Annotated in this window: 24 protein-coding genes; 12 read left to right on the top strand and 12 right to left on the bottom strand. The window is 73.0% G+C overall.

Annotated features, from left to right (window positions below; all coding sequences use genetic code 11):
• Positions 1–49: 49 nt before the first annotated feature.
• Together C0216_RS12900 and C0216_RS12905 are read right to left on the bottom strand one after the other, a co-directional pair.
• The gene (locus C0216_RS12900) at positions 50–940 is read right to left on the bottom strand and encodes an ABC transporter ATP-binding protein (protein WP_114055411.1); all 891 of its coding nucleotides are present in this window, start codon (positions 938–940) and stop codon (positions 50–52) included.
• A gap of 188 nt (positions 941–1,128) precedes the next feature.
• Positions 1,129–1,536: a RidA family protein gene (locus tag C0216_RS12905; RefSeq protein WP_114055412.1), complete on the bottom strand. Its 408-nt coding sequence runs from the start codon at positions 1,534–1,536 to the stop codon at positions 1,129–1,131.
• Positions 1,537–1,635: 99 nt separating this feature from the next.
• Here C0216_RS12905 and C0216_RS12910 point away from each other — a divergent pair, with 99 nt between their 5' ends.
• Together C0216_RS12910 and C0216_RS12915 are read left to right on the top strand one after the other, a co-directional pair.
• Positions 1,636–2,022, top strand: a complete 387-nt coding sequence (locus tag C0216_RS12910; RefSeq protein ID WP_114055413.1) for a winged helix-turn-helix transcriptional regulator — start codon at positions 1,636–1,638, stop codon at positions 2,020–2,022.
• Positions 2,023–2,186: 164 nt separating this feature from the next.
• Positions 2,187–2,753, top strand: a complete 567-nt coding sequence (locus C0216_RS12915; protein ID WP_114055414.1) for a DM13 domain-containing protein — start codon at positions 2,187–2,189, stop codon at positions 2,751–2,753.
• Between the two features lie 26 nt (positions 2,754–2,779).
• Here the strand turns inward: C0216_RS12915 and C0216_RS12920 are convergent, their stop codons facing one another.
• From C0216_RS12920 to C0216_RS12935, 4 genes are all read right to left on the bottom strand, one after another.
• A complete protein-coding gene (locus C0216_RS12920; RefSeq protein WP_114055415.1) occupies positions 2,780–3,886 on the bottom strand; it encodes a sensor histidine kinase in 1,107 nt (368 codons plus the stop codon).
• Positions 3,883–4,608, bottom strand: a complete 726-nt coding sequence (locus tag C0216_RS12925) for a response regulator transcription factor (RefSeq protein WP_114055416.1) — start codon at positions 4,606–4,608, stop codon at positions 3,883–3,885. The genes C0216_RS12920 and C0216_RS12925 overlap by 4 nt, the downstream gene beginning before the upstream one ends.
• Before the next feature lie 90 nt (positions 4,609–4,698).
• Positions 4,699–6,003 (bottom strand): Na+/H+ antiporter NhaA, encoded by a 1,305-nt coding sequence (gene nhaA / locus C0216_RS12930; protein WP_114055417.1) that lies wholly within the window; start codon positions 6,001–6,003, stop codon positions 4,699–4,701.
• A 268-nt stretch (positions 6,004–6,271) separates the two neighbouring features.
• On the bottom strand, positions 6,272–7,816 hold the full coding sequence (locus C0216_RS12935; protein WP_114055418.1) for an alanine/glycine:cation symporter family protein: 1,545 nt from the start codon (positions 7,814–7,816) through the stop codon (positions 6,272–6,274).
• A gap of 699 nt (positions 7,817–8,515) precedes the next feature.
• Between C0216_RS12935 and C0216_RS12940 the strand changes: the two genes are divergently transcribed.
• Positions 8,516–8,689 carry a hypothetical protein gene (locus C0216_RS12940; RefSeq protein WP_162793189.1) on the top strand — a complete coding sequence of 58 codons (174 nt, stop codon included), beginning with the start codon at positions 8,516–8,518 and terminating at the stop codon, positions 8,687–8,689.
• On the top strand, positions 8,686–8,841 hold the full coding sequence (locus C0216_RS33855; RefSeq protein ID WP_174250388.1) for a DUF6126 family protein: 156 nt from the start codon (positions 8,686–8,688) through the stop codon (positions 8,839–8,841). Before C0216_RS12940 ends, C0216_RS33855 begins: the two co-directional genes overlap by 4 nt.
• Before the next feature lie 112 nt (positions 8,842–8,953).
• Here C0216_RS33855 and C0216_RS12945 read toward each other — a convergent pair whose 3' ends face one another.
• The 4 genes from C0216_RS12945 to C0216_RS12960 all read right to left on the bottom strand — a co-directional run bounded on the left by C0216_RS12945 (position 8,954) and on the right by C0216_RS12960 (position 13,356).
• A complete protein-coding gene (locus C0216_RS12945) occupies positions 8,954–9,334 on the bottom strand; it encodes an ArsR/SmtB family transcription factor (protein WP_246042517.1) in 381 nt (126 codons plus the stop codon).
• Between the two features lie 116 nt (positions 9,335–9,450).
• A complete protein-coding gene (locus C0216_RS12950; RefSeq protein ID WP_114055421.1) occupies positions 9,451–9,888 on the bottom strand; it encodes an anti-sigma factor antagonist in 438 nt (145 codons plus the stop codon).
• A gap of 67 nt (positions 9,889–9,955) precedes the next feature.
• Positions 9,956–11,677, bottom strand: a complete 1,722-nt coding sequence (locus C0216_RS12955) for a SulP family inorganic anion transporter (RefSeq protein ID WP_114058638.1) — start codon at positions 11,675–11,677, stop codon at positions 9,956–9,958.
• A gap of 245 nt (positions 11,678–11,922) precedes the next feature.
• On the bottom strand, positions 11,923–13,356 hold the full coding sequence (locus C0216_RS12960; protein WP_114055422.1) for an MBL fold metallo-hydrolase RNA specificity domain-containing protein: 1,434 nt from the start codon (positions 13,354–13,356) through the stop codon (positions 11,923–11,925).
• A gap of 213 nt (positions 13,357–13,569) precedes the next feature.
• Between C0216_RS12960 and C0216_RS12965 the strand changes: the two genes are divergently transcribed.
• From C0216_RS12965 to C0216_RS12985, 5 genes are read left to right on the top strand one after another with little or no spacing between them, the layout of a single operon-like run.
• Positions 13,570–14,070, top strand: coding sequence for a flavodoxin domain-containing protein (locus C0216_RS12965; RefSeq protein WP_114055423.1), 501 nt, complete (start codon positions 13,570–13,572; stop codon positions 14,068–14,070).
• A gap of 47 nt (positions 14,071–14,117) precedes the next feature.
• Complete coding sequence (locus C0216_RS12970; RefSeq protein ID WP_114055424.1) at positions 14,118–14,714, top strand: Rv1733c family protein; 597 nt, start codon at positions 14,118–14,120, stop codon at positions 14,712–14,714.
• A complete protein-coding gene (locus C0216_RS12975) occupies positions 14,707–17,427 on the top strand; it encodes a cation-translocating P-type ATPase (protein ID WP_114055425.1) in 2,721 nt (906 codons plus the stop codon). The genes C0216_RS12970 and C0216_RS12975 overlap by 8 nt, the downstream gene beginning before the upstream one ends.
• Entirely contained in the window at positions 17,420–18,337 is a 918-nt protein-coding gene (locus tag C0216_RS12980) for an ABC transporter ATP-binding protein (RefSeq protein WP_114055426.1), read from the top strand. Before C0216_RS12975 ends, C0216_RS12980 begins: the two co-directional genes overlap by 8 nt.
• Positions 18,334–19,155 carry an ABC transporter permease subunit gene (locus tag C0216_RS12985; protein ID WP_114055427.1) on the top strand — a complete coding sequence of 274 codons (822 nt, stop codon included), beginning with the start codon at positions 18,334–18,336 and terminating at the stop codon, positions 19,153–19,155. The genes C0216_RS12980 and C0216_RS12985 overlap by 4 nt, the downstream gene beginning before the upstream one ends.
• A 50-nt stretch (positions 19,156–19,205) precedes the next feature.
• Here C0216_RS12985 and C0216_RS12990 read toward each other — a convergent pair whose 3' ends face one another.
• On the bottom strand, positions 19,206–20,084 hold the full coding sequence (locus tag C0216_RS12990) for a universal stress protein (RefSeq protein WP_174250389.1): 879 nt from the start codon (positions 20,082–20,084) through the stop codon (positions 19,206–19,208).
• Positions 20,085–20,115: 31 nt separating this feature from the next.
• The gene (locus C0216_RS12995) at positions 20,116–20,784 is read right to left on the bottom strand and encodes a CBS domain-containing protein (protein WP_114055428.1); all 669 of its coding nucleotides are present in this window, start codon (positions 20,782–20,784) and stop codon (positions 20,116–20,118) included.
• A gap of 261 nt (positions 20,785–21,045) precedes the next feature.
• Between C0216_RS12995 and C0216_RS13000 the strand changes: the two genes are divergently transcribed.
• From C0216_RS13000 to C0216_RS13010, 3 genes are read left to right on the top strand one after another with little or no spacing between them, the layout of a single operon-like run.
• Positions 21,046–21,954, top strand: a complete 909-nt coding sequence (locus C0216_RS13000) for a universal stress protein (RefSeq protein WP_114055429.1) — start codon at positions 21,046–21,048, stop codon at positions 21,952–21,954.
• The gene (locus C0216_RS13005) at positions 21,951–22,814 is read left to right on the top strand and encodes a universal stress protein (RefSeq protein ID WP_114055430.1); all 864 of its coding nucleotides are present in this window, start codon (positions 21,951–21,953) and stop codon (positions 22,812–22,814) included. Before C0216_RS13000 ends, C0216_RS13005 begins: the two co-directional genes overlap by 4 nt.
• Before the next feature lie 10 nt (positions 22,815–22,824).
• The gene (locus C0216_RS13010; RefSeq protein ID WP_114055431.1) at positions 22,825–25,425 is read left to right on the top strand and encodes a cation-translocating P-type ATPase; all 2,601 of its coding nucleotides are present in this window, start codon (positions 22,825–22,827) and stop codon (positions 25,423–25,425) included.

Below are 25,425 nucleotides of genomic sequence, written 5' to 3' on the forward strand. Positions count from 1 at the left end.
CCCGCGGCAGCACCGCCGGGGGCAGGCCCGGCAGGCGGGTTGACGGGCCTCACGCCTCCTCCCCGCCGTAGTAGCCGAGGAAGATCTCCTCCAGCGAGGGCTCCCGCACCGTGAGGCTGAGCACGTCCGCCGCGGCCAGTGCCTGAAGGGCAGCCCGCGGCGGCCCGGTGAGGGTGAACCGCACCGAGGCAGCGCCGGTGGCCTCGACCGCTTCCACCCCGGGAATCCGGCTCAGGTCCGGGGACGGCCCGTCGAAGCACACCGTCACCTCCGTGCGGTGCAGCCGCCGCAGCTCCGTCACGGCGGCGACGTCGACGAGCCGCCCGGCGCGCAGGATCGCCACCTTGTCGCAGACAGCCTCGACCTCGGCGAGCTGGTGGGAACTGAGGAACACCGTCTGGCCGTTGTCCCGGGCCTCGCGGACCGCCCGACGGAACTCGCGCTCCATCAGCGGATCCAGGCCGCTGGTCGGTTCGTCCAGCACCAGCAGAGGTGCCCGGGTGGCGAACGCGGCGACCAGCGCCACCTTCTGCCGATTGCCCGTCGAGTAGGCGCGGCCCGGCTTCGACAGGTCGAGAGCGAACCGCTCGACCAGCTCGTCCCGGTAGGCCCGGTCGCTGCCGGGCCCCGTGCGCGCCAGCAGCTCCAGGATCTCGGCCCCGGTGAGCCGAGGCCACAACGCCACGTCAGCCGGCACGTACGCGAGGCGCCGGTGGGTCACGGCGACGTCACCCGCGTCAGCGCCGAAGATCCAGGCCTGGCCTGCGGTGGGGCGGGCAAGGCCCAGCAGCAGGCGGATGGTGGTGGACTTGCCCGCACCGTTGGGGCCGAGGAAGCCGAACACCTCGCCGGCCGGAACGCTCAAGTCCAGCCCGTCCAGTGCCAGGACGCGGCCGTACCGCTTGGTGAGGGAACGGGTGCGGCAGGCGTACGAGACCATGCCGGCCTCCTGAGTCTGTATGGCGGGCACACGGCCCCTGACCGCCGACCAGACTTCCCGGCACACCGCTCGTGAATGTACCGGCCCCTTTCTGCACCGGACAAGAAGCGCGGAGCAGGGCTGCGGAGAATCCTGCCCGAAGCGGCGGGCCGGTCCGCGTCGTGCCGGGCGTCCCGCACCGCGACCGATCAGTCGAGGACCGCGGTGGCCTCGATCTCGACCAGATGCTCGGGCACGTCCAGCGCTGCCACGCCGATCAGCGTGGCAGGCGGCGCAGGAGCGACCCCCAGCTTCGCGGCCGCCCGGGAGATACCGTCCAGGAGCAGCGGCATCTTCTCGGGTGTCCAGTCGACGACGTAGACGGTGAGCCGCGCGACGTCGCCGAAGGAACCTCCGGCCGTGGCCAGCGCCGTACCGACGTTGAGGTAGCACTGTTCGACCTGGGCGGCCAGGTCGCCCTCGCCGACCGTGGATCCGTCGGCGTCCCAGGCGACCTGTCCCGCGACGAAGACCGTCCTCGTGCCGGTGGCGATCGCCACCTGCCGGTAGACGTCGATCTTGGGCAGTCCGTCCGGGTCCACCAGGGTGATGGTCATGGCTGCGCAGCTCCTTGCACTCTCTTGTGGTTACTCGGGAACCGTAAGAGAGTGAGGGCTGACGTGGAAGAACGCACTTTTTGGTGACTGGGGAACCTCATGGTGAGCAAGCAGGTCAAGGGCTCGGGCAAGGACGACGCGGATGTGACGCGGGCGGATTCGCTCGCGCGGGAGATCTTCTCGGACATCGCCAACAAGTGGGCGCTGCTCATCATCGAAGCGGTCGGCGACCGCACGCTGCGCTTCACCGAACTGCGGCGCGAGATCGAGGGCATCAGCCACAAGATGCTCACGCAGAACCTGCGCCTGCTGGAGCGCAACGGCCTGGTCGAGCGCACGGTGCATCCCACGGTGCCGCCACGCGTCGAGTACACGCTGACGGAGCCGGGGCAGGCACTGCGCGCCACGGTCGACGCCATGTGCGACTGGACCCACCGCCACCTGGGTGCCATCGAATCGGCCCGCCACCGCTTCGACTCCGCCTGACCCGCCGTACGCGCCACGGGGCCGCGGATGCCGGCCGCCGCCAACCGCCCGGTACCGCTGTGCCGCTGTCCGTAATGCGGGCGTAATGGTGTGCGGGGTCGGCATCGCGTTGAATGCGGTGAGAACGCACATCGCCCCACCGGGCGCTGAAGAGGGAGTCGTGGATGAAGCTGGGGCGTGGGCGGCGCGGGCTGCTGGGGATCGGCGCGCTCGTGGTGACGGCCGTGCTGGGGGTGGGCTTGTACCTGTTCCAGCCGTGGAAGCTGTGGCAGGACGAGACGGTGCAGGAGTCGCTGCCCGCAGCCGCACCGGCACCGGCATCACCGGACACGGTGCCGTCGGCTCAGGCGTCGGGGAGCCCCTCGCCGGCCGTCGTGCCGCAGACGCTGACCCAGGGCTCCTTCATCAGCCACGAGCACGACACCAAGGGGACGGCGAAGGTCGTCCGGCTGGCAGACGGCTCCCACGTGCTGCGGCTGGAGGGTCTGGACACGAGCAACGGGCCGGACCTGCGGGTGTGGCTCACCGACGCTCCGGTGAAGGAGGGCGTCGCGGGCTGGCGGGTGTTCGACGACGGCAAGTACGTCAGTCTGGGCAAGCTCAAGGGGAACAAGGGCGACCAGAACTACGCCATCCCGGCGGACGTGAACCTGGCGGACTACTCCAGCGTCGCGATCTGGTGCGACCGTTTCGACGTGTCCTTCGGGGCGGCGGAACTCGCCAAGGCGTAGCGGGCGACCGCCCCGTCCTGCGGCCGTCAGGCGAGGGGCAGCGTCACCTCGAAGCGGCAGCCTCCCGGGACGTTGTGCACCTCGGCCCGCCCGGCGTGGGCCTCGACGATGCCGCGCACGATCGCCAGCCCGAGCCCGGCGCCGGACGGCGGCGTACGGGCGGGGCTGCCCCGCCAGCCCGTGTCGAACACCCGCGGCAGGTCCTCGTCCGGGATGCCGCCGCAGCCGTCGGTGACGGACAGCACGGCGGCGTCCGCACGCCGGCCGACCGCGACGGCGACGGTGCCGTCGGCCGGCGTGTGCCGGATGGCGTTGACCAGCAGGTTGGCCAGCACTCTGGTCATCTCCTTGCCGTCCACGTCCACAGGCGCGTGCGTGATGTCCTCGCCGAGCAGTCGCACGCCGCGCTCACGGGCGAGGGGATCGACGCCCAGCAGGGCGTCGGCCGCGAGGTCGCGCAGCGAGATCCGGCTGGGAGCCAGTTCCATCGCGCCCGCATGGATGCGGGACAGCTCGAACAGGTCGCCGACCATGGTGTCGAGGCGTTCCACCTCGGTGCGGATCTGCCGGTGGTAGCGCGCCGGCTCCGTGGCGACACCGTCCTCCAGGGCTTCGGCCATGGCCCGTAGCCCGGCGAGCGGGGTGCGCAGGTCGTGCGAGATCCAGGCGACGAGCTCGCGGCGTGAGGCCTCCAGGGAGCGTTCCCGCTCCCGCGAGGCGGCCAGCCGCGCGCTGGTGGACGCGAGTTCCCGGGCGAGTTCGGCGAGTTCCGCGGTCGCCGGGGCGGGCGGGGCGGCGAAACTGCCGTCCTCCCCGAAGTCCCGGGCGGCGTGCGCCAGGTCGCGGCTGCGGGCGACCACCCAGCGGCCCATCAGCAGCGCCGTGGCCAGCGAGACGACGGCGGCCATCGCGGCGATCAGCGTGACGACCTTGAGGTCGTGCGGTGAGAGGAACATGGCCCACGCCACCGCCAGGGTGCCGGCGAGCATGGCGGTGACGGCCACCGCGGCCACGACCGTCAGCGACACCGCGACCGACCGGCGCCGCAGCAGCCGCAGGGCCACCGCGCCGGCCGCTCCGGCACAGGCCGCACCGCCGAGCGCGAAGAGGGCGATGAGCAGGAAGTCCCTCACGAGGGCGCTCCGGCCTCGAAGCGGTACCCGACACCCCAGACGGTCTGGATGAGCCGGGGTGCCGCCGGGTCGTCCTCGATCTTGGCGCGGAGCCGGCGGACGTGCACCGTGACGGTGGACAGGTCCCCGAAGTCCCAGCCCCAGACGTCCCGCATCAGATCCTCCCGCGTGTGCGCCCGGCCGGGCCGGGCCATGAGGTGGGCCAGGAGGTCGAACTCGCGCAGGGTGAGTCCCAGCTCCGTGCCGCCCTTGAACGCCCGCCGGGTCCCCGGGTCCACCACGATCCCCGCCGCCCGCAGCAGGGCCTGCTGTTCCTCCAGCCCGCCTGGCGGCAGCGCGGCGGACCGGCTGCGGCGCAGCACCGACTCGACCCGCAGGACCAGCTCGCGCGGGCTGAACGGCTTGGTGACGTAGTCGTCGGCGCCGAGTTCGAGCCCGGCGATCCGGTCCTCCTCACCGCCTAGCGCGGTCAGCATGATCACGGGTACGGGCCGGTCGGCGCGCAGCCGGCGGCACACCTCCAGCCCGTCGAGGCCCGGAAGCATCAGGTCGAGGACGACCAGGTCGGGCGCGTCCCGGCCGACCCGGGTGAGGGCGGCGGGGCCGTCGGCGGCGTGGTCGACGGCGTGTCCGGCCCGGCGGAGGTAGCCGGTGACGATCTCGGCGACGGTCGGGTCGTCGTCCACGACGAGGATCCGGGCGGGGGGTGCTGGCGTGCTCATGCGGCCCAGTCTCGTACGGCGGACCGGTGCCTGTCGCCCTCCGGCCCGGTCGCCCCGCTCCGCCGTCCGCGTTCCGGGAGACCGCACCGGTCAGCGTTCTGCGGGGGTGGCTTCGCGCTGGTAGATGTCGGGGATTCCGTCCTCGTCGGCATCGATGTTCTCCTCCTCGTACAGGCGCTTGTACACCTTGTTGCGGCGCAGCAGGACGAGGGCGGCCAGGGCTGCGGAGGCGAGGGAGGCGATGAGGACGGCGGCCTTGATCTGCTCGGTGACGGCCTGGCCGGGGAAGGCCAGTTCGCCGATGAGCAGGGCCACCGTGAACCCGATGCCGGCAAGGACGGAGAGGCCGAAGACGTCGGCCCAGGCGAGGTCCGGGTTGAGCCGGGCGCGGGTGAACCGGGCGGCGAGGTAGGTGCCGCCGAACACGCCGAGGATCTTGCCGAGGACGAGGCCGATGACGACGCCGAGGGGCTCCGGCCGGGTGAACACGTCGGCCAGGGCGCCGCCGGAGACGGTGACACCGGCCGCGAAGAGGGCGAAGAGGGGCACGGCCACGCCGGCCGAGAAGGGGTGCACGAGGTGCGCGACGCGGGCGCCGGGGGAGGACTCCTCGCCCTTGTCGAGGGTGGTGCGCAGGATCAGGCCCATGGCGACGCCCGCGACGGTGGCGTGGATGCCGCTGTTGTACATCAGCGCCCAGATGGTGACGCCGAGCGGGACGTACCACCACCAGCCGCGGACGCGGAAGCGCTGGAGGGCGTAGAACAGCACCAGGCCGGCGAAGGCGCCGCCGAGCGCGAGGAAGTTCAGATCGCCGGTGAAGAAGATCGCGATGATGAGGATGGCGCCGAGGTCGTCGACCACGGCCAGGGTGAGGAGGAAGGCCCTCAGCGCGGCGGGGAGGTGCGTGGAGATGACGGCGAGGACGGCGAGGGCGAAGGCGATGTCGGTGGCCATGGGGACGGCCCAGCCGTCCAGGCTGCCGCCGCCGAGGCCGGCGGTCAGCACGTAGAGGGCGGCGGGAACGGCCATGCCGCACACCGCGGCGATGACGGGCAGGGCGGCCGTGGCCGGGGTGCGCAGCTCGCCCACCACGAGTTCCCGCTTGAGCTCGATGCCCGCGACGAGGAAGAAGACGGCGAGGAGCCCGTCCGCGGTCCAGTGGCCGACGGAGAGGTCGAGGCCGAGGGCGGGTATGCCGAAGTGGAAGTCGCGTATCTGCTGGTAGACGTCACCGAGCGGACTGTTGGCCCAGACGAGTGCGATGACGGCGGCGGCGAGGAGGACCAGGCCGCCGATGGTCTCGGTGCGCAGGGCCGCCGCGATGGCGCGGCGCTCGGGCCAGGGCAGGACGCCGAGGAAGGGGGAGCGCTGGGGCGGCGGGGCAGCGGTCATGGCGGGGTGAACCTCCGGGGCGTCGGCAGCATTGCGGGCACACGGCCCCAAGGACGCCGACCAGACTTCCCGGCACACCCCGCGTCCGCCCGTCGGTGTGACGAGCGCGTTGACGCGTTCTTCACACCCTATCGGGAGGTCCGGGATGTCGCCAGGGGGGCTTTGACGTGCGGTGATGATGTTCGGGACAGGGGGAGAGGGCCCGTACCCACCCAAGGCGCGAGGGTGGGGACGGGCCCTCTCGAGGAGCCGTGCCGCGGGGATGCGGTCAGACGGTGGTCTTCGCCGGCTCCTGGTCTTCGTCGTCGTCGGCTTCGGTGTCCTCGCCGGCGTCGCGGCGGCGGGCGAAGTCGAGGAACTTGTTCAGCTCGCGCTTGACGACGGGGGCGAGCAGGTAGAGGCCGATGATGTTGATGACGGCCAGCATGAAGAGGACCGCGTCGGCCATGTCGATCAGGGTCTGCAGGGTCAGCAGGGAGCCGGCCACGGCGACGAGGGTGTACATGACCTTGAAGGTGATCTCGCTGGCCTTGCTGCGGCCGAAGAGGTGGCTCCAGGCCTTCATGCAGTAGTAGCCCCAGGTCAGCACCGTGGAGATGGCGAACAGCATGACCGCGATGGTCAGGATGTACGGGAACCAGGGCAGGACGGTGGCGAAGGCGTCGGAGGTGATGGTCACACCGCCGATGGAGTCGCCGCCCTGGCGGACCTCGACGTAGCTGGCCGGGTTGGCGATGACGATGGTCAGCGCGGTCATGGTGCAGATGATGACCGTGTCGATGAACGGCTCCAGCAGGGCGACCAGGCCCTCGCTGGCGGGGTGCTTGGTCTTGACCGCGGAGTGGGCGATCGGGGCGGAGCCGAGGCCCGCCTCGTTGGAGAACGCGGCCCGCTTGAAGCCGATGATCAGTGCGCCGAGGACACCGCCGGCGACGCCCTGCGGGTTGAACGCGCCCTCGATGATCGTGCCGATCGCGGCCGGGACGGCGGTGACGTTGACCAGGATGACGACGAGGCAGGCGGCGATGTAGATGCCGGCCATGGCCGGGACGAGCTTGCTCGTGACGGAGGCGATGGAGCGGATGCCGCCGAGGAGCACGATGCCGACGAGGGCGGCGATCAGGATGCCGAAGAACAGGGCGCCGGCCGAGCCGCCGATGACGCCGTCTTCACCGCCGGTCACGGAGACCAGCTGGGCGTAGGACTGGTTGACCTGGAAGAGGTTGCCGCCGAAGAGGCCGAAGAACAGCACGAAGGCGGAGGCCAGGACGGCCAGGACCTTGCCGAGGGTCTTGCCGCGGGCGCCGAAGCGCTCGGCGAGGCCCTTGGGCAGGTAGTGCATCGGACCGCCGGAGACGGTGCCGTCCGCGTGCACCTCGCGGTACTTCACGCCGAGGGTGACCTCGACGAACTTCGTGGCCATGCCGAGCAGGCCGCAGAGGATCATCCAGAAGGTCGCGCCGGGACCGCCGATGGAGACGGCGACGGCGACACCGGCGATGTTGCCGAGGCCGACCGTGCCGGAGACGGCGGCGGTCAGGGCTTGGAAGTGGTTGACCTCGCCGGTCGACCCCTTCTCGTCGTACTTGCCGCGGATCACCTTCAGAGCGAGGGGGAACTTGCGTATCTGGATCAGGCCGAACCAGGCGGAGAAGACCAGACCCGCGATGACAAGCCAGGCGACGATCAGCGGGAGCTCGGTGCCGTTGATCGGCACCGAATAGAAGACGACATCACCGAGCCACTTGGCTATGGGCTCGAAGAATCCGCTGACGGCCTCGTCTACGGAGTCGGTGAAGGAGTCGAGAGACATGTGGCAAAACCTCGATGGCGCAGACCGGCCTCGTGCGGAGGGCCGGTGTGAGAAGGCGGGCTTTGAGCGAACGCCGTTGTCCGATCGGCGACCCGTGGCGCCACCGGTCCGCGGACACGGACGGGTGTGGGAGCGCCTTGGTCGTGCAGGTGGAGCTGAGACTGCAGGTGGTGCCGCGGCCTGGTGACGGCCGCCGCTCCTTATCTCCGGCGAGGGGTGGGCCGGAGCGGAGTTGCGTATTCCTAGCACGCGCCTCACGTCGGCTTTGGTGACGGACGTCACAGTGGCTGGATTTTTTCGGCGTTTGCCCAGGTCTGGTGATGCGATCGTTATCCGGATCTGAGGTTCTGCTGAGCGAACGTACGGGTCTGTCCGCCCCCGCGCCCTGCCGTCGAAGCCCCGCCCCCGCTCGCCGGTGGTCGGTCTTTCGGCGGCCGTGCGCTCCGGGTCCGGGTGCGCCGCGGCGGGCCGCCGTTCGCCCCGCCGCGGCCGAGGGCTGGGGTGAGGCCCGCGACCGCCGGCCCGTGAACGGCCTTTCGCGCAGGCTGTCGGCTAGACTTGCAGAGTTATGCAATTTACCAAGCTTGGTCACGGGTCGGGATTGCGGTGACCGGCGGCCTCCTGGGGGCCGGCGTCGCAGACCCGGACGCCCGGCCGAGGCCCCTCCCGTGTCGCTCCGCGGGTGAGGGCCTGTGGACGGTGGCTGGGATCGCCCGGTCCCACGGCAGCGGCGTACGGGTCGGGCCTGCTGCCGGCGCGCTGGGCGAGACGGTCCTGGGCCGCCCCGTCCTGCCCGAACGCCCCGTGACCGGCAGCGCCCCGGAGGAGGCCCCCATGTACGAGACCACTGTCCGGAGAGGCGGCCGGCCGTGAGCGGGAAGTCCGAGGCCGACGCCGCGGCCAAGCACGCGAAGTGGCTGGAGAACGGGGTCGCGCTGCGCGCCTTCTTCTACATCTTCGGGACCCATGTGTTCGCCGGGTTCGTGTGGCTGCTGTTCTACCTGGGGCAGCACGCCCAGAAGTGAGCACCCGGCGGGGTGGCGGGGGGCGGCCGCCTCCCGGTGTCGGAAGCGCGGGTGAACCCGCACCGACGGGAAGCGGCCGCCCGTTCGCGGTCCGCGGCGTGGGAGCAGCCCGCTACTTCGGGCCGGTGGCCCGCAGGTTGGCCAGGAGTTCGGCTTGGCCTTGCAGGACGCCGGAGAGGATGCTGCGGGCGACGCGCAGCAGTTCGGCGACTTCGGGGCTCGTAAGCCGGTAGTACACGGTGGAGCCCTCGCGGCGGGTGAGGACGAGGTTGGCCTTGCGCAGGACGGCCAGCTGCTGGGAGAGGCTGGCCGCTTCGATGCCGACCTCGGCCAGCATCTCGGCGACTGCGTGCTCGCGCTCGCTCAGCAGTTCCAGGACGCGGATACGGACCGGGTGGCCGAGCGTCTTGAAGAACTCCGCCTTGAGCTGGTAGAGCGGCGCCTGTGTATGGTCGGCCTCGCCTGCTTTGCCCGTCGCGCGTGTCCTGTGCACCTGATCCACCCAACACTCATCATCATCATGGGGACAGTCCTTCCGTCCCCACACACGGTGTGTGACCTCAACAATTGCAGATTCCTGCAATCCTCGGACCCGGCGGGACCGCGTCTTCACAGGAGGGTCGGCGCGGCGGGGGCCTGGCTGCCGGGCCGGCGGCCGGTGTGCCCCTTCCTGCCTGCCGCCTTGCCCTGGCCGGGCGGCGTCGGCACCGCGCCGTGGTGAGCGGCGAGGGCGGCCGACAGGTCGCAGTGGACGGGGACGGCCGGTTCACCGGCGTCGGGGACGAGGGAGCCGTCCGCGGGGATCGCGGCCAGTTCGAGGGTGCGTCCGGCGGCGGCCAGGCGCCGGGCGGCCTGGGCGACCGCGAGCTGTCCGCCGACCGACCAGCCCAGCAGTTGGGTCAGGTCCAGGATCAGCGGGCCGCTTCCGCGTGCTTCGGCCCAGCCGACGGCGCCGGTGAAGCGGGCGGTCGCGTCCGCGCCGAGGTATCCGGCCAGGGACAGTACGCCCAAACCGTCGTGGGTCGTGTAGCGCCACTCGATCGTCATCGTCGTATTCCTCGGCTTCACAGGGGCGGGGTGGTCCGGATGCCGTTGCCGCGTCCGGCCGCGTCCGTCATCGGCCCGACCCGCGGCGGGGGCGGGGGCGGGGGCGGTCATCGCGGTGCCTTCCGGGTGCGGTGCGGGTGGGGGTGGTGCGGACGGGCAGGAGCCCGGCCTGTTCGAGGTGCTTGCGGGCCCCGGCGATCGCCTCGGGGGTGGTGGCGTACTCGCGGCCGTCGCGCTGGAGGAGTTCGAGGGCGCCGACGGACGCCAGGGCCCGGCGCTGGCCGGGGCGGATGCCGGAGGCCATCACGGCGATGCCGCGCCGGTTCAGCTTCTCGACCGCGTCCCTGAGCACGAGGGCTCCGGTGGCGTCCATCGTCGTCACGCGCGACATGCGCAGGATGACCACCCGCACATCGGAGACCTCGGAGAGTTCGAGCAGGAAGCGGTGGGCGCCGGCGAAGAACAGCGGCCCGTCGATCCGGTAGGCGACGATGTGCTCGGCCAGGAGCGCGTGCTCCTCGTCGCTGTGCTCCCCGGGGAGGTCCGGGCGGAAGTCGACCTGGTCGAGGCGGGCTTGGGCCGCCACCGCGCGCAGGGCGAGCGCCCCGGCGACGACGAGCCCGATGATCACCGCGTAGACGAGATCGAGTGCCAGGGTGGCCGCGGCGGTCAGGACGAGGACCGCGGCGTCGGAGCGGGTGGCCTTCGCCATCGCCCGCAACGCGCCGACCTCGACCATCCGCACCGCGGTCGCCAGCAGTACGCCGGCGAGGGCGGCGAGGGGGATCTTCGAGACCAGGGGGGCCGCGGCGAACACGATGACGCCGAGGACCGCGGCGTGGGTCAGGGCGGCGAGGCGGGAGGAGGCGCCGGTGCGGACGTTGACCGCGGTCCGGGCTATCGCGGCCGTCGCGGGGACGCCGCCGAAGAGCGGAGCGGCGAGGTTGGCGATGCCCTGGCCGAACAACTCCTTGTCCGGGTCGTGCTGCTGCCCCACCGTCATCCCGTCCGCCACCGTCGCCGACAGCAGCGACTCCAGCGCGGCCAGCGCCGCCACGGCAACCGCGGGAGCGAACAGCGAACCGAGCGCGGTGACGTCGAGGAAGGCCAGGGAGGGGGCCGGGAGCCCGGAAGGGAGGTCCCCGATGGGGGCCGCGTCCAGGTGGAAGAGCTGCGCGGCGACGGTAGCGGCGGTGACCGCGACGATGGAGAACGGGATTCCCGGCCGCCACCGGGCCCCGGCCAGCATCGCCACGGCCACACTGAGGGACAGGCCGACCGCGGTCCCGTCCGGCGCCGCGATGAACGCCTCCACCGCCCGCCAGGCCACCAGGAGCACCTTCTCCCCCGCGGGCTTGGCCACCCCGAGGGCGTCGGGAATCTGCTGCAGGGCGATCACGCACGCGATCCCGAGGGTGAAACCCTCCACCACCGGCGCCGGCACGTACCGCATGTACTGCCCCGCCCGCAGCAGCGCCAGCGCGATCAGCAGCACACCCGCCATCACCCCCACGGTCAGCACGCCGCCGGGCCCGTACCGGGCCACGATCGGCACCAGGACCACGGTCATCGCACCCGTGGGCCCCGACACCTGGAGGTTGGACCCCCCGAACACCGCGGCAAGCGCGCCCGCGACCACCGCTGTGGCCAGCCCCGCCTCGGCGCCGAGGCCGGACGACACCCCGAATCCCAGCGCGAGAGGCAGGGCGACGATCGCGACGGTCAGCCCGGCGAGCAGGTCCCGGCGGGGATTCCGGGCCATCAGCCGGAGATCGGCGCCGGCGGGCATCAGGGCGCGCAGGCGAGCGGCCGCACCGGGCAGAACGGGGCGCAGCGGAACCGGCACGATCTCTCCTTCGCTCCGTCACCCGGTTGCAGGCAAGGAATGGGGCTGTGCCCGCGGCTACCTGCGGACACAGCAATCTAAGAATGTATGTAATTGCAGATTTCTGCAATTCATGGAGCCGCGGCGCCGTCGCCGCGGCAGACGCCCCGGCGGCAGACGCCGGCGAACCGCGGACCGGACGGCCCGGGTCAGCGGACCAGGACGGCCTCACCGGACCTGGGTACGACGGCCGTCCAGCCCAGCTCGCCGTCGATCCGGTCCCGCAGCGCCTCGGCGGCGGTCTCCTCGCCGTGTACGAGGTACGTGGTGTGCGGGGCGGGAGCTGCGCGCAGCCAGTCGATGATCTGGGCGGCGTCGGCGTGCGCGGAGAAGTGCGGGACGTCGGCGACCTCGGCGCGCACGGGGACGTACTCGCCGAACATCTTCAGGGTGCGGGCGCCGTCCACCAGGTCCCGTGCGCGTGTCCCGTCCGCGGCGAAGCCGACGACGACCACGGCGTTGCGGGGGTCGGGCAGGATCCGGCGGAGGTGGTGCAGGACGCGTCCGCCCGTGGCCATGCCGGCGGAGGAGACGATGACCGCCGGTCCGGGGGCGTTGTTGATGTCGATCGACTCCTGGACGGTACGGGCGGCCAGGAAGGGTTCCGGGCTGATCGCGGCCTCGCCCCGGGCGGCGATCTCGGGCCGCAGCTCGGGGGAGCGGGACCGTACGGCGTCCCGGTAGACGTCCAGGGCGGCCAGGGCCATGGGGCTGTCGACGTAGACGGGCACGCGGCGGGGCAGGGTGCCGTCGCTGCGGAGAGCCGCCAGCTCGTGCAGGACCACTTCCGTCCGGTCGATCGCGAAGGCGGGGATGACGACGGTGCCGCCTCGGCCCAGCGCGCGGGTGATCACGGCGGCGAACTCGCGCCGGGCGCCCTCCGGGTCGTGCCGGCGGTTGCCGTACGTCGACTCCATGAGCAGGACGTCGGCGCCGGAGAACGGCTCGGGCGGCAGGAGGAGCGGGTGGCCCGGACGGCCGAGGTCGCCGCTGACGGCGAGGGTGTGGCCGTCCTCCAGGGTCAGGTGGGCCCAGGCAGAGCCCAGGATGTGGCCGCCGCGGTGCAGCACGAGCTTCGTCCCGGCCATGATCTCGACCTCGCTCCCCACGGCCACCGGGTCGAAGAACCTCACCGTGAGGTCGACGTCGTCATCGTCGTAGAGCGGCTTCGCCGGCCGGTGCTTGGACCAGCCGTGCCTGTTCGCGTGCGCGGCGGCCTCCATCTGGAGGCGGGCGCTGTCGCGGAGGACGATCCCGGCGAGCCGGGCGGTGGCGGCGCTGGCCAGGATGGGCCCGCGGAAGCCGTGGCGGACCAGGCGCGGGAGGTAGCCGCAGTGGTCCAGGTGGGCGTGGGTGACGACGACGGCGTGGATGTCGGCGGCGGCGCAGGGCAGCTTGCCCCAGTTGCGGCGGCGCAGGTCGGCGACGCCTTGGAAGAGCCCGCAGTCGACGAGGATCCGCGCGTGGTCGCTCTCGACGAGGAACTTGCTGCCGGTGACCGTGCGTACACCGCCGAGGAAGGTCAGGAGAGCCGGGCGGACGGAGGCACCGGCGGCAGCAGCGGACGGGGCTGACCAGGACATGGCAACAGCCCTCCTTTCGGGACGGATGCCGGTCTCCACCGTCGCATCCGACGCGAACCGGGGCGAGGCGTCCGAGCGGTCCCGGCGTGGACCTCGCGGCGGGCGCTGCGGGGAGGGCCGAATGGTCCCGGCCGGGAACCGTCCGACCCAAGCGGAGCCGCCGCCGGCTGCGTGACAGTGGCATCAGCCCTCGCGGAGACAAGGAAGCCCGCCATGACCACCAAGAGAGTTCTGGTTGCGTACGGCACCAAGCACGGTGCCACCGCCGGCATCGCCGAGGAGATCGGCAGGACCCTCCGCGAGGACGGGTTCGAGGCCGTCGTCCTTCCCGCGAGCGACGTCGGCGACGTCCGCGATTTCGACGCCGTCGTCCTCGGCGGCGCGGTCTACGCCGGACGCTGGAGCGACAAGGCCAAGCGCTGCGCCGAACGCAACGCCGAGTCCCTGCGGCACCGCCCCGTGTGGCTGTTCAGCAGCGGCCCGCTCGACCGCTCCGCCGAGGAGCGGGACATCCCTCCCGCTCCCGCCGTCGCCCGGCAGATGCAGCTCATCGGTGCACGAGAGCACATGACCTTCGGAGGCAGCGTCACGGCCCGTACCCCCGGACTCCTCGCCCGGTCGATGCTCCGGCAGGGCAAGGGCGGCGACTACCGGAACCCCGAACGCATCCGCAACTGGGCCCACCACATCAGCGCCGAGCTCACCGCCGCCTGAAGCGGTGGCGGCCCGGCCCGGGATCCCGGCAGAGCCGGAGGCGAGCCATGAACCACCGGACCTCAGGACGGGCGGCCAACCCGCTGCGACGAAGGGCCGACCGCACGCGCTTCCGCCTGCACGCCGCCTTCGTCCTTGCCTGCCTGATCGCCGTGTTCTGCGGTGCGGCCGCCGGGTGGACCGCCTGGACCGACAGCAGCCGCGCCGCCGAGGCGGTCGCGCGCCACCGGCACGCCGTGACAGCCACCACGGTCGGCGGGACCAGCTACCGGGCCGAAGACGGACCGAGTGGGAGGACCCTCACCGTTGCCCCCGCCACCTGGAACTATCCGCCTGACCGCACCCACCGGCACACCGTGTCCGTCCCTGCGGAAACCCGGACGGGCGACACGGTCCGCGTGTGGGTCGACGACCGGGGCAACCCCGCGGCCGCCCCGCCCGGGACTCCCGAGGTCGTGTTCGAGGCGTTCGGTCTCGGCACGCTGGCGCTGACCGGGATCCTGCTCGTGTCAGGTGCCCTCGTCCGTGTCGGCCTCCGGATCGTCGACGTACGGGCCTCCCGGGCCTGGGAATCCGAGTGGGAGAGCGTCGAGCCCGTCTGGTCCGGCCGCCTGCGCCCGGGTCAGGGAGCGGACGATGGCTGACCCTGCTGCCGGGCCGGACCTCGCCCCGGACGTCACGCCGGATCCCCTTGAGCCCCTTCCCCTGCTCCGCCGCGAGCTGCACACGGGCCCGCTGGGCCTGTCGAGCCGGGAGGCAGCCCGCCGGCTGGCGGTCTACGGGCCGAACGAGGTGCGCCGTGCCGCGCAGCGGAGCGTCCTCCGGGAGCTCCTGCGACAGCTGGTCCACCCCCTGGCCCTGCTGCTGTGGGCGGCGGCCGCACTCGCCTTCGTCGCCGCCATCGGCGTGCTCGGCTGGGCGATCGTCGCGGTCGTCCTCGTCAACGCCGGATTCGCCCTCGTCCAGGAACGGCAGGCCGAGAAGGCCGTCGAGACCCTGGCCCGGTACCTTCCCGCACGGGCCCAGGTGATCCGCGACGGCCGGCCGCAGCACGTCCCCGCCCGCGATCTGGTACCCGGGGACCTCGTCGTCCTGGAGGAAGGCGACCGGATCCCTGCGGACGCCCGTCTGACCGAAGGGGGCATCGAAGCCGACCTGTCCATGCTGACCGGCGAGTCCACCCCCGTCGAGCGCCTGGCCGGCCCCGGTCTGCAGGCGATACCGGTGCTCCAGGAGCCCAACCTCGTCTTCAGCGGCACCAGCGCCACCGAGGGACAGGCCCGGGCGATCGTCTTCGCCACCGGCGACCACACGGAGCTCGGCCGGATCGCCGCGCTCAGCCAGCGCACCCGCCGCGAGCCGAGCCCGCTGGAGAAGCAGGTCAAGAAGGTCGCCTGGCTCATCGCGGCGGTCGCCGTGGCCATGGGAGCGGTCTTCCTCGTGACCGGTGTGGCGGTGGGCCTGCCGGTGACCGACTCGCTGATGTTCGCGATCGGGCTGCTCGTCGCCAACGTCCCCGAAGGGCTGCTGCCCACGATCACCCTCGCCCTTGCCGTCGGCGTCCGGGTCCTGGCCCGCCAGGGTGCGGTGATCAAGAGGCTGAGCGCGGTGGAGACCCTCGGCTCCACCAACGTCATCTGCACGGACAAGACCGGCACGCTCACCCGGAACGACATGCGGCTGCACGGCCTGTGGACGCCCGAGCACCTGACGGAGAGCGGCCCCCGCAGCGCCGAACTCATCCGGGCAGCCGCCCTGTGCACCACCGTCACCCGGGAGTCGGACGGCCAACTGCACGGAGACCCGACCGAGCTCGCCCTCGTGGAAGGGGCCGCCGGGCACGCGGTGCCCGTCGAACCGGCCGAGCGGGACGCGGGCCGCCGCGCCTGCTTCCGCTTCGACCCGCGCCTGCGCCTGATGTCGGTGGTCCAGGACTCCGGCACCGGCCGCCTCCGTGTCATCGCCAAGGGCGCCCCCGAGGCCGTGCTGTCGCTGCTGGCAGGCGGAGAGCCGGCCGGGAAGGCCAAGGAGGCCGCCGACGCCCTGGCCGCGGACGGCATGCGGGTGCTCGCCGTGGCCGTACGGGACCTGCCGGCCGGTGCCCCCGTACCGGCGCGGCGGCAGCAGGCCGAGCAGGGGCTGCACCTGCTCGGGCTGGTCGGACTCTACGATCCCCCGCGGCCGGAGGTCGCGGCCGCGGTCCGGCGCTGCCACGAGGCGGGCCTCACCGTGCACATCGTCACCGGCGACAACGGTGCCACGGCCGCCGCGATCGCCCGCTCGGTCGGCATCGGCGTGCCGAAGCTGCAGGTGGTCGCCCAGTCCGAGGCGGTCGACGACCGCCGGCTCGACCACCTCCTGCAACAGGGCGACACCGAGATCGTGTTCGCGCGTTCGTCGCCCGAGACCAAGCTGAAGGTGGCCGACGCCCTGCGCAGCCACGGGCAGATCGTCGCCATGACCGGCGACGGGGTGAACGACGCGCCCGCCCTGCACCGCGCCCACATCGGCGTGGCCATGGGACGGTCGGGCACCGACGTGGCCCGCGAGGCGTCCACGATGGTCCTGACGGACGACAACTTCGCCACCATCGTCACGGCGATCGAATCCGGCCGCCGGGTCTACGACAACGTCCGCAAGTTCATCGTCTACATCTTCGCCCACCTCACCCCCGAGGTCGTCCCCTTCCTCGTGTTCGCCCTCTCCGGCGGGGCGGTTCCGCTGCCGCTGACCGTGCTCCAGATTCTCGCCATCGACCTCGGCACCGAGACCCTCCCCGCGCTCGCCCTCGGCCGCGAGCGCGCCGAACCCGGCGTCATGAGCCGGCCGCCCCGCCCCAGCAGCCAAGGAGTGATCAACAAGGACATGCTCGTCCGCAGCTGGGGTTGGCTCGGCAGCGTGTCCGCCGTGCTCGTCATGGCCGCGTACTTCTACGTCCTCTGGCGCGCCGGATGGCAGCCCGGTGACCCGACCGGCCCGGGCACCCCGCTCCACGACGCCTACCTGACGGCAACCACCGCCACCTTCGCCGGCATCGTCACCTGCCAGGTCGGCACGGCCATCGCCGCACGCACCGATCACGCCGCCCTGCGCGACATCGGGTTCTTCACCAACCCCCTGCTCCTCGCCGGCATCGCCTTCGAACTCGCCTTCACCGCGGCGCTCGTCTACGCGCCCCCGCTCCAGCACCTCTTCGGCACCGCGGCCCTGCCCGTGGACGTCGTCCTCCTCATCGCGGCCTTCCCGCTGCTGGTCTGGGGAACCGACGAACTCCGCCGCTGGGCCCGCCGCCGGCGCTCCACCGGCTCGCGAGCGGGCGGGCGCCCGGCTGCCGGGTCAGACTGGACCCATGGGTGACGAGCCGGCCATCGAGCTGACCGGTCTGACCAAGAGGTACGGGGCGGTGGTCGGGGTCGACACATTGACCCTGACCGTGCGGCCCGGCGAGGTGTTCGGCTTCCTCGGACCCAACGGAGCGGGGAAGACGACCACGCTGCGGTGCCTTGTCGGGCTGCTCCGGCCCACCGGGGGAACCGTACGGGTGCTGGGGCTGGATCCGATCACCGATCACGGCCGGGTCGCGCCACACCTCGGATACCTCCCCGGCGAACTCCGGTTCTACCCGGAACTCTCCGGGGCACAGACGCTCGACCTCCTCTCCGACCTGCAGGGAGCTCCGTCGCCCCGCCGCGGGAAGCTGTGCGATCGGCTGGGCCTCACCCGGTCGGTGCTCGACCGGCCTGTCGGCGGTTACTCGCGCGGCATGAAACAGAAGCTGGGACTGGTGCAGGCGTTGCAGCACGATCCGCGCCTGGTGGTGCTCGACGAGCCCACCGAGGGGCTCGATCCGCTGGTGCAGGAGACGTTCTACGCACTGCTCCAGGAGATGGCCTCCGCCGGACGGACCGTCCTGCTGTCCAGCCACGTCCTGCCGGAGGTGCAGCGCACGTGCGGGCGGGTGGCGATCGTACGGGACGGCCGGCTGGTGACGGTGGAGAGCGTGGCAGGCCTGCGCGAGGCACGCGCCAGGCGGATCCGGCTGACGTTCGCCGACGGGCAGGTGCCCCGGACCCTGGGCGGCGCGGAGCGCTGGGGCCCGCGCCGGCAGGGGAACCGCGTGGAGCTGCTCGTGCCGCCGAGCGAAGCCGTCTCCGCGCTGCGCGGGTTGCTGGGGCCGGCGGTCCTGGACGTCACGGTGGAGGAAGCGGGCCTCGACGAGGCGTTCCTGGACCTGTACCGCCGCGGAGGCCCGGAGGAGGGACCGTGAGAAGCCGGTGGCCCCTGTTCTGGATCGCCCTGTACCGGCGGCGCAGGATGCTGGCGGCCCTGCTGGTCGGGATGGTCGCCTTCGAGGCACTCATCGTGGTGGTCGCGGGCGCCCTCGCCCCGGCGGACCTCTTCGCCGCCGGCGGGAAGGGGCCGCCCTCGGCCTACCGGGCGTTCAGCGGCTCCAGCGGGGCCGTGTCCATCGCCAGCTACCCCGGGCTGCTGGGCGCCGGCCTGACGCACCCGTTCTGGATCGCCCTGCAGCTGACCGCCATCGGATCGCTCGCGGCGGCCGCCGTGGCGGCGGACGTGGAGTCGGGGACGGTGGAGCTGGTGGTGGTGCGTCCCGTCAGCCGCAGCCGGCTGCTGGCGGAGCGGACCGCCGCGCTGGTGTTCGCGGTGCTGGTCCTCAATGCCGCCGCAACGCTCACGGTCGCGGCGGGGGTGGCGTTGTCACCGGACATCCACCGGATGGTGCCCCTCAGCGGAGTCCTGGCCGCAGGACTCATGGGCTTCGGCTTCGCGCTGTGCATGACCGGCCCCGCCATGGCCGTGTCGGCGGCGGGGCGCCGGCGCGCGCAGGTCATCGGCGCGACCATAGCGATCGGAGCGGTGGGCTTCGCCGTCAACTTCATCGCCCTGGCCTGGGAGCCGGCCGCACCGCTGCGTTTCCTCAGCCCGTTCCACTACTACGCGCCGGGAGACGCCCTGGCCGAAGGCGGCGTCCTCTGGCCCCAACTGGGGGTGCTGGTGGGCACAGGGCTGCTGGGCATCCTGGCGGCCCACCTGCTGCTCCGGCGCCGGGATCTCGCACCCTGACGCCGCGGCCGGGGCGGCCGGGGCGGGGCCCGCGCCCGGGCCGTCCGTCCTCAGTCGTGCGCCACGACGGCGACGGGTGCGGCGGCGTGGTGCATCACCGCGTGGGTGATGGGGCCGATGTGGGTGCCGAGTGCCAAGCGGCGGATGCGCCGGCCGACGACGACCAGGGCCGCACCGGATGCCGCCTCCAGGATCTGCACGGCCGGCTGGCCGATGACGGCGCGTGAGTCCACCGCGAGACGGGGGTACTTCAACCGCCAAGGACCGAGCATCCCCCTGAGCGTGGCCTCCAGCCCCTCGGCGATCTCCCCCTCGACGCCGGGGTCGAGGGCGGGGGCGTAGGCGAACATCGGCGGCGGTGACCAGCCGTGGATGACGACCAGCGGACAGGACCGCCGCTCGGCTTCCTCGCAGGCGAAGGCGAACAGCCGGTCGCAGTTGCTGCGGAGGTCCACTCCGAGCACCACCGGCCCCTCCGCGCCCGCTCGGCCGGCCGGGGCCTCGCGGCCCTCGGCCGCGCGTACGAGGACGACGGGCGTCTCGGTCCTGGGGATGGTGTCCGAGCCGGTCGAGCCCACGAAGAACCCGGCGATCGGGCCGAGCCGCCGCGATCCGAGCACCAGGAGGTCCGCGTCCGCCGCGGCGGACGCGAGTGCTTCGGCCGCCGCAGCCCCGTCGATCCGGCGGGTGCTGATGGCCAGCGCAGGGTGCTCCCCTGCCAGGCGCTCCCGGGTGTCGGCCAGGAGCTGCTCGCCCCACTGCCGGCGGGATTCGGGGAGCGGTATGGCGAAGGGCGCGTTCTGCGGCCAGTCCTCGACGTGGAGGAGCTCGAGGTCGGCGCCGCGCAGTTCGGCTTCCTTCGCCGCCCAGCCGGCCGAGGCGAGGTCTGCGCCCGATCCGTCCAGACCCACGGTGATGCGGTTCGGCATGGTCTACCTCCTCGTGCGGTCCGCCGGGCCGTCACCACTGCATCGTGTGGCGTGAGTGGCCGGTGTGCGCGGCGTCCGTGTCGTCGGTGCGGGCGGTGACGTGTACTGCCGCGGCGACGACCCCGTCGATTCCCTCCACGAGGCTGCGCAGTGCGTGCAGCTGGCTCCGGCGTTCGACATGCCCGTCCAGTGTGACGATCCCGTCCACCACGTGCACGTCGACGTCGTCGGCCGGCACACCGAGGATGTCCGAGAGCACCTCCTCGGTGACGCGCCGGCGTATCTCGGAGTCCGGGCGCAGGAACGTGCGGAGCAGGTCACGACGGGTGACGATGCCGACCAGCCGGTCCTCCACGTCCACGACGGGAAGACGCTCGACACCGCGGCGGGTCATCAGCCGGCCGGCGTCGGCCGCTGTCTCCTCGGCGCGGACGGTGACCGCGGGCGCGGACATGACGTCCCCGGCCACGGGGGCCCGCGCCGGCGTACCGTTCCGCGGAGCGAGAGGGGAGTCCGGGGCCGGGCCGGCCAGCAGGTCGGTCTGCGAGACGACACCCACCACCCGGTCCTCGTCGTCCAGCACCGGGACTCCGGAGATGTCGTGCTGGGCCAGGAGCTTCGCGACGTCCTTGAAGGCGGTGTCCCGCGTCACGGTCACGACCTCGTCGGTCATCAGGTCCGCCACCTTGATGTGCTTCATGAGGCCCTCCTGGTGTGCCGGGTCGTGCGAGGCCGGCGTCTCTCGGCGTCTGCCCTCACCATCCACCGGAGCCCGTCGGCGATCGAGGGCCGAACGGTCCCGTCCCGGGGCCGGAGGGGCCACGGCCGGATACGGCACCGGGACGGGACCGGACGAGGGGACCATTCGGCCCCGGCACCGGTCCCGGGCGGCCCTCTTCCCGCGGCACCGCGGATGTCAGCCTGAGGGGTGTCCCCATCCGCTTCTCGGTTGGGAGTAACCGTGGAAAGCACCATCCGGACCCCGGACACCAGCTCGGTCATCGTCGGCGTGGACGGCTCGGAGCAGGCGCGCGCCGCCGCCCTGTGGGCCGCGGGCGAGGCCGCACGCCGCGCCCGGCCCCTGCACCTCGTCCACGGGGCGGACACCGACGGCAAGGCCCTGTACCTGTCGGCGGAGACCATCGAGAAGACCCGCGCCGCCGGGCGGGAACTCCTGGACGACACGGCGAAGGCCGTGCGCGCCGAGTACCCCGGTCTGCACGTGACGACCGAGTTCAGCCGCACCGACGCCGTCACCAGCCTCCACCGGGCCGGCGGGCTGCACGGCACGATCGTCGTGGGCCACCGCGGCCTCGGGGGCTTCAACGCCCTCATGCTCGGCTCCGTCGGGATGGGCATCGCGGCGGTCGCCGAGAACCCCGTCATCGTGGTCCGCGGCATCGACGAGGCAGAGGAGCGCGGCACCGTCCTCGCGGCCGTCCGCGACGGCCACGACCTCGTGTGCGCCCGGTACGCCGCCCGGGAGGCAGAGCTGCGCAAGGCCTCGCTCCGGCTGCTGCACGTGTGGAACATGCTCCAGTCCGTCGGCAACATGGTGACCATGCTCGACGACATCGACGAGATTGCCGGGCAGCACGCAGGAGCCCTGCATGCCGTCACGGACACGATCCACAAGGAGTTCCCCGACCTGGCCGTCGAGGGCGACGCGGAGAAGAGCGCCTCCGTGGCCGGGGCGCTGGTCGAGGCGTCCCGCCACGCCGACCTGCTCGTCATGGGCGGCCGCAGGGCACCCACCCGGCTTGGCCTCGGCCGCAACCTGGGCAGGGCCACGCACAGCGTCCTGCACCACGCCCACTGCCCCGTACTCCTCATCCCCCGAGCAGGTACCGGCGCCGGGGGCCGGTCATGACCGGCCCCCGGGAAGGCGCCCGTGACATCCTCGTGGGCATCGACCCGGTCCGTGCGTGGCACCTCTGCCTTGCCTGGGCTGCCGACGAAGCCCAGCGGCGCCGCCTCCCGCTGCGCCTGGTGCTCGCCGTGCCGCCCCGGCACGACACCCGCCGCGCCGACGACACTCCAGGGCAGGCAGCCCTGCGACGGGCCGGCACCGAAAGACTGGCGGAGGCCGGGGACTGGGTCCGGGCACGCCATCCGGAGCTGGTCGTGGCCGGTGAGCTGCACGGCGGCTTCCCCGCCCCCGTCATCGCCGGGATGGCCCGGCAGGCCCGCATGGTCGTGCTCGGCTCCCGGCACCTCGGCCGGGTCGCGGAGGTGTTCAGCGCCGGATCGCTCGTGGTCCCGGTGACCGCGCAGGCCCCCTGCCCCGTCGTCGTCGTGGGCGACGCGGAGGACGTCACCCGGCAGCCGCCGTACCTCGTCGTCGGCGTCGACGGCAGCGCCTCGTCCCGGGCTGCGCTCGCGTTCGCCTTCGACGAGGCCGACCTGCGGGGTGCGGACCTGCGGGCCGTCCACGTGTGGCAGCCGCCGCAGGCCACGGGCAACGACGGGGAAGCCGTACCGCCCGCCCAGCGGGCCCTGGTGTCCGAAGCGACCGCCGGACTGTCGGAGAAGTACCCGGATGTGCACGTCACCCACGAGGTGGCAACGGGCCACCCGGTGGAGGAACTGGCCCGTGCAGCCGAGCACGCCCTGGCCGTCGTGGTCGGCCGCCGCGGGCGCGGCGGCTACACGGGCATGCGGCTCGGCTCCGTCGTCCACGGCCTCCTGCACCGCGCCCACTGCCCGGTGATCACCGTCCCGACCGGATGAGGCCGCCCCCATGACCAGCCGCGCTGTCGACGCAACGGCCGTCCGTGCCCCGGTCCCGCCGGGGCCGACGCAGGCCGGGGCAGGACTGACGCAGACCGAGGCCGAACGCCGGCTGGTCCGCTACGGCCGCAACGAAGTCTCCCCTCCCCGGCCCACGCCCCTGTACCGGCGCGTGCTGGCGCAGCTGCGCGATCCGCTGATCATGGTGCTGCTCGGTGCCGCCCTGCTGACGATCCTGATCGGGGACTACCCGGACGCCGTCGTCATCGGATTGGTGATCGTCGTCAACACCACCGTGGGCGTCGCCCAGGAGGTCCGTGCGGACCGGGCCGTCGCCGCGCTCTCCGCCCTGTCCGCCCCGCACGCCCGGGTGCTGCGCGACGGAGCGGCCCACGAGGTTCCGGCGGCGCTCGTGGTCCCGGGCGACACCCTCCTGCTGGGCGAGGGCGATATCGTCGCCGCCGACGCGGACCTCACCGAGGCCTCCGCGCTCCTGATGGACGAATCGATGCTCACCGGCGAATCCGAGCCCGTCGACAAGGCACCGGACGGCACGGTGAGCGCCGGAACGGTCGTCGTACGCGGCCGGGGCACCGCCACCGCCACGGCCACCGGTGCGGCGAGCGCCCTCGGCCGCATCGCCTCTCTGCTCGACGGCGGCCACGAGCCGACTCCCCTCCAGAAGCGCCTCGCCTCCCTCGGTCGCGTCCTGGCCGCCGCCACCATCGCCCTCTGCGTGCTCTTCTTCGCCCTGGGCCTGCTGCGCGGCCTCGCGCCGGGCACGATGGCCGTCACCGCCATCAGCCTCGCCGTCGCCGCGGTCCCCGAGTCGCTTCCGGCGGTGGTCACCCTCGCCCTCGCCCTCGGAGCCCGCCGGATGGCAGCCCGGGGGGCGCTCGTCCGACGCCTGCCCGCCGTCGAGACCCTGGGCTCGGTGAGCGTGCTGGCCACCGACAAGACCGGCACCCTCACCGAAGGCCGCATGGTCGTCCAGCACCTGTGGACGCCCGCCGGCGCCGCCGACGTCTCCGGCACCGGGTACGAGCCCCACGGCGAGCTGACCCGCGCGGGGCGCTCCCTGACACCCCGGGAGCTCCGCCCGCTGCGGGAACTGCTCACCACAGCGGCCCTGTGCAACGACGCGTCCCTCAAGCCGCCCGCGGCCGGACCGCCGGACGCCTGGACGGCCGTGGGCGACCCCATGGAGGCCGCACTGCTGGCAGCCGCCGCCAAGGCCGACTGCCCCGGCCCGGCCGAACTGCACCGGGCCTGCCCCCGGATCGCCGAGGCACCCTTCGACAGCCTGCGCAAGCGCATGACCACCCTGCACCACCTGCCTGACGGGAACGTACTGGTCTGCCTCAAGGGGGCACCGGAGGCGGTGCTGACCCCGACCGTCCTCGCCGAGCCGCCCGAAGCGCTGGAACGGGCCCGCCGACAGGCTGCCGCACTGGCCGCACGGGGGTTCCGCGTCCTGGCCGTGGCAGGCGCCGAGCGGCTGTGGCAGCCCCTGCCCGCCGCCGACGCAGAGCACGGACTGCGCCTGCTCGGCCTGATCGCGATCAGCGACCCGCCGAAGGCCGCGGCCGCCACCACGCTGGCGGCCTGCCGGGCGGCCGGCATCACCCCTGTGCTGATCACCGGTGACCACCCGGCGACGGCCCACGCCATCGCGGTCCGCACCGGACTCGTCGGGGACGGCCCCGCGGAGCAGGTCCTCACGGGCCCCGAGCTGGCTGCCTCCCGGGACGCCGACCTGACCGCCGTCCGGGTCTTCGCCCGCACCGACCCCCAGCAGAAGCTGGACATCGTCCGCGCCTGGCGGGCCGGCGGAGCCGTCACCGCCATGACCGGGGACGGCGTCAACGACGGCCCCGCCCTGCGGCAGGCGGACATCGGCGTGGCCATGGGGGCACGGGGCACGGAAGTGGCCCGGCAGGCGGCCGACCTCGTCCTCACGGACGACGAGCTCTCCACCGTGGTGGCGGCTGTCGAGGAGGGCCGCCGGGTGTACGACAACATCCGCCGCTTCCTCGTGTACGCCATGGCCGGCGGAGCCGCCGAGATCCTCGTGATGCTGATCGGCCCGCTGCTCGGGCTGCCCCTGCCGCTCCGCGCGGGGCAGATCCTCTGGATCAACCTCCTGACCCACGGCCTCACGGGCGTGGCCATGGGGGCGGAGCCCGTCTCGCCGCAGGCCATGCACCGCCCGCCCCGCCCTGCCGGACAGCACATCCTCGCCGCGGGAGTGTGGCAGCGCCTCCTCGTCCTGGCCTCCGCCGTGACGGCGGTCAGCCTCCTCGCGGGCACCGCCGCCCACGCCATGGACCTGCCCTGGCAGAGCGTGCTCTTCCTGGCCCTGCTCGGATCCCAGCTGGGCGTGGCCCTCGGCCTCAGGGCCCGCCTCCTGACCAGGGCGAACCTCTTCCTCCCCGCCTCCGTCGCCGGGTCCGCCGCACTGGCGATGGCCGCCCTGCACGTCCCCGTACTGCAGTCGCTGCTGGAGACCGAACCGGTCGGCTGGACCGGAGTCTGGCTCGCGTCCGCTGCGGCTCTCGCGGCGTTCCTCGCCGCCCGGCTGCTGCGCGGCGCATTCCGCAGAAAGGCATGA

Origin of the sequence: Streptomyces globosus (assembly GCF_003325375.1) — a bacterium.
Taxonomy (GTDB): Bacteria; Actinomycetota; Actinomycetes; order Streptomycetales; family Streptomycetaceae; genus Streptomyces; species Streptomyces globosus_A.

Bases quoted from the DNA above. Each gene is read 5' to 3' on its own strand.
- C0216_RS12900 (WP_114055411.1), bottom strand. From the start codon at position 940: ATGGTCTCGTACGCCTGCCGCACCCGTTCCCTCACCAAGCGGTACGGC.
- C0216_RS12905 (WP_114055412.1), bottom strand. From the start codon at position 1,536: ATGACCATCACCCTGGTGGACCCGGACGGACTGCCCAAGATCGACGTC.
- C0216_RS12910 (WP_114055413.1), top strand. From the start codon at position 1,636: ATGGTGAGCAAGCAGGTCAAGGGCTCGGGCAAGGACGACGCGGATGTG.
- C0216_RS12915 (WP_114055414.1), top strand. From the start codon at position 2,187: ATGAAGCTGGGGCGTGGGCGGCGCGGGCTGCTGGGGATCGGCGCGCTC.
- C0216_RS12925 (WP_114055416.1), bottom strand. From the start codon at position 4,608: ATGAGCACGCCAGCACCCCCCGCCCGGATCCTCGTCGTGGACGACGAC.
- nhaA (WP_114055417.1), bottom strand. From the start codon at position 6,003: ATGACCGCTGCCCCGCCGCCCCAGCGCTCCCCCTTCCTCGGCGTCCTG.
- C0216_RS12935 (WP_114055418.1), bottom strand. From the start codon at position 7,816: ATGTCTCTCGACTCCTTCACCGACTCCGTAGACGAGGCCGTCAGCGGA.
- C0216_RS12950 (WP_114055421.1), bottom strand. From the start codon at position 9,888: ATGACGATCGAGTGGCGCTACACGACCCACGACGGTTTGGGCGTACTG.
- C0216_RS12955 (WP_114058638.1), bottom strand. From the start codon at position 11,677: ATGCCCGCCGGCGCCGATCTCCGGCTGATGGCCCGGAATCCCCGCCGG.
- C0216_RS12960 (WP_114055422.1), bottom strand. From the start codon at position 13,356: ATGTCCTGGTCAGCCCCGTCCGCTGCTGCCGCCGGTGCCTCCGTCCGC.
- C0216_RS12965 (WP_114055423.1), top strand. From the start codon at position 13,570: ATGACCACCAAGAGAGTTCTGGTTGCGTACGGCACCAAGCACGGTGCC.
- C0216_RS12970 (WP_114055424.1), top strand. From the start codon at position 14,118: ATGAACCACCGGACCTCAGGACGGGCGGCCAACCCGCTGCGACGAAGG.
- C0216_RS12975 (WP_114055425.1), top strand. From the start codon at position 14,707: ATGGCTGACCCTGCTGCCGGGCCGGACCTCGCCCCGGACGTCACGCCG.
- C0216_RS12980 (WP_114055426.1), top strand. From the start codon at position 17,420: ATGGGTGACGAGCCGGCCATCGAGCTGACCGGTCTGACCAAGAGGTAC.
- C0216_RS12990 (WP_174250389.1), bottom strand. From the start codon at position 20,084: ATGCCGAACCGCATCACCGTGGGTCTGGACGGATCGGGCGCAGACCTC.
- C0216_RS12995 (WP_114055428.1), bottom strand. From the start codon at position 20,784: ATGAAGCACATCAAGGTGGCGGACCTGATGACCGACGAGGTCGTGACC.
- C0216_RS13005 (WP_114055430.1), top strand. From the start codon at position 21,951: ATGACCGGCCCCCGGGAAGGCGCCCGTGACATCCTCGTGGGCATCGAC.
- C0216_RS13010 (WP_114055431.1), top strand. From the start codon at position 22,825: ATGACCAGCCGCGCTGTCGACGCAACGGCCGTCCGTGCCCCGGTCCCG.